This window comes from Aurantimonas aggregata (assembly GCF_010500835.1).
Taxonomy (GTDB): Bacteria; Pseudomonadota; Alphaproteobacteria; order Rhizobiales; family Rhizobiaceae; genus Aurantimonas; species Aurantimonas aggregata.
In genome coordinates this window covers 1-1,707 of sequence record NZ_JAAAMJ010000069.1, presented here as the reverse complement: position 1 = coordinate 1,707, position 1,707 = coordinate 1, and the positions used below count along the sequence as shown (strand labels likewise).

2 protein-coding genes are annotated in these 1,707 nt (G+C 66.3%); one reads left to right on the top strand and one right to left on the bottom strand.

Features of this window, described 5'->3' with window-relative positions; translation table 11 throughout:
* Positions 1-1,349, bottom strand: a 1,349-nt coding sequence (locus GTW51_RS23270) for an IS701 family transposase (RefSeq protein WP_163046394.1), incomplete at its 3' end; no start/stop codon positions are given.
* Between the two features lie 60 nt (positions 1,350-1,409).
* Here GTW51_RS23270 and GTW51_RS23760 point away from each other — a divergent pair.
* A complete protein-coding gene (locus tag GTW51_RS23760; RefSeq protein WP_246233387.1) occupies positions 1,410-1,691 on the top strand; it encodes a hypothetical protein in 282 nt (93 codons plus the stop codon).
* The last annotated feature ends 16 nt before the right edge of the window (positions 1,692-1,707 follow it).

Sequence of the window (1,707 nt, the reverse complement as noted above, 5' to 3'; positions counted from 1 at the left end):
CACGCCGGGTAGCACGCGGCGGCAGTGATGCGTTCAAAGAAGCTGCGAGGAATTTCGAGGGGGTCCCGGTGATCCCGGGACGTTTCAAAAGTCTCTGAGACCCACAACTGGCGACGCACGGTGGCGAGCGCGTCGCTGAACGTGATCTGCCGCTTGCGATACCAGGCGGCCTGCCGTGGCATGGGATCGTTGCCGAGCGCTTCACCGGCCCACAGCGTGACGAGTGAGAACAATCCGAGCAGAGCCGGCGTGGTTCGGGCAATGGCCTTGTCAGACCACTGGCGCTGGCTTTCCACACCGAGGTGACGGCGCACCTCGGCAAAGGTCACCTCGAGTGACCAGCGCCGCACGAACCAGCCCAGCACGGCGTGCGGATCGACATCGAGATCGGTGCACAGGAAGGCTTGCGGCTCGAACTCTCCCGCGGCATCGCGCACCAGAACCCAGCGGATTGGCACCGACTTTCCGGGGTGATACCAAAGCGCCGTGCCGGAGGCGATGTCGACGAGGCGGTCACCGCCGCCATACCATCCGGTGATCATGACCCGTCGCCATGCGGTGGCAGGGCTTTTCAGGCGCTCGGCCAGGTTCGGCTGGCGGGCGCCGGCCACTCGCGGTCGACCCATCTGACCTGGTTGGCGTGGCGGCGGCGGATCGAAGAGCCGCGCATCGAACCGCAATCGGGTGATCATGGTCACGTGGTGGCGCACGGCTTGGAGCAGATCGATGGCGGCATAGCTTGTGTCGGCGACGGCGATGACCCTTCGCTCCGGCAGCCAGCGGGCGACGAGGATGAGAAGTTGGCGCGCCCAATCCGTCAATGGCTTGTGCCGGCGGCCGCGCTCGCGGGCATAGCGCTCGGACGGCGCCAGCGCGGTCAGGAACGGCAGGGCCCAGACCCTTCCGGCGAAGGGGATTGGGGCAAGCAACATGACGCTGATCCAGCGCAGGCCGCTGGCTTTGACGAAATGGCCATGGCTGGAGCGGACCGGATCACGATAGATGCCGCGGGCCTTGATCCGAGGCCCCCAGCGGCGCTCGATGGTCTCGTCGATCCCGATCACGACGGGCCCGTCAGGCACGAACGCGGCAACCAGCAGAGTGAGCAAGCGCTGCGCAAGGGCGCGGGGTGGCCAGCGATTGCGGTTGAGGACGCGATGGAAGTTGGTGAAGCTCGCCGTTTCCCGCATGCCCATGATGCTGAGCGCCGCGGCGACAGTACGCCGACCGGGCGAGAGAATGGCGCCGGCGACGAGCGTGAGCACGTGCTGGAAGGTAGGCCGGGTGAAAAAGACGGAAAACGGCGCCATCCACTGCGCCAGGATGGCTGGATGAGCGGAGGTTGGCATGGTATCGGCTCCCGATGGTAAGTCCCATGGGGAATCCGGCTGCTGGCGAAAGGATTCACGATGCCTGCGGCCGATGTCATGCGGGCTCGCATCGAGGCGTTTCAATGGCCGCGCGGCGGTATCGCGGTCACGTGCGCCGGAAGCGGCTATTCGCTGCGAAGCGCTCGCACCGGCCAGCCGGTCGCGCGGCTCAAGCCCACCGGTGAAGAGGACAAAGTCCAGGTGCTGTGGTGGAACGGCGAGCGCTGGGGCGCGTCCGGCCCGTTCGGCATCGCCACGATGCCGCTCGACAAGGCTCTCGACTATATCGCCGCCGAGCCAAATTTCTGGATCCACGCTTGAGCGAAAACCCGCTCAA

Coding starts and splice junctions, on each gene's coding strand:
- GTW51_RS23760 (WP_246233387.1), top strand. CDS start 1,410: ATGCCTGCGGCCGATGTCATGCGGGCTCGCATCGAGGCGTTTCAATGG.